Raw genomic sequence first — 288 nt, forward strand, 5'->3', positions numbered from 1 at the left:
AATCCAGCCTCTAAAGCAGTCTCCAGCATGTAACCTGAAATACGAGTGTCTTTACCTATAATGACTTTTTTAGTGCCATGAAGTGAGAGTACACGCCCTGCGGCCCAACCCAATTTCATCGCAAACTCTGGGTTAATAGGACCTTGACCTACTAAACCACGCACACCGTCCGTGCCAAAATATTTTCTTTCTTTCATTTAAAGTACTCCTTGTTTGCAGGCTTGATATACGCCAAGCACATCTGCGGTTTCTTTTACATCATGCACACGAATAATGTGTGCACCGTTT

At 43.4% G+C, this 288-nt stretch carries 2 pseudogenes; both read right to left on the minus strand.

Annotation, left to right across the window (positions count from 1 at the left end):
• Positions 1–197 (minus strand): annotated as a pseudogene (gene glmM / locus AAEY68_RS20860) (phosphoglucosamine mutase); the annotation flags it as partial.
• Positions 198–288, minus strand: a pseudogene (folP, locus tag AAEY68_RS20865) (dihydropteroate synthase); the annotation flags it as partial.

The sequence above is a fragment of the Pseudoalteromonas sp. RB2-MNA-CIBAN-0110 genome, assembly GCF_040309305.1.
GTDB classification, from domain to species: Bacteria; Pseudomonadota; Gammaproteobacteria; order Enterobacterales; family Alteromonadaceae; genus Pseudoalteromonas; species Pseudoalteromonas arctica.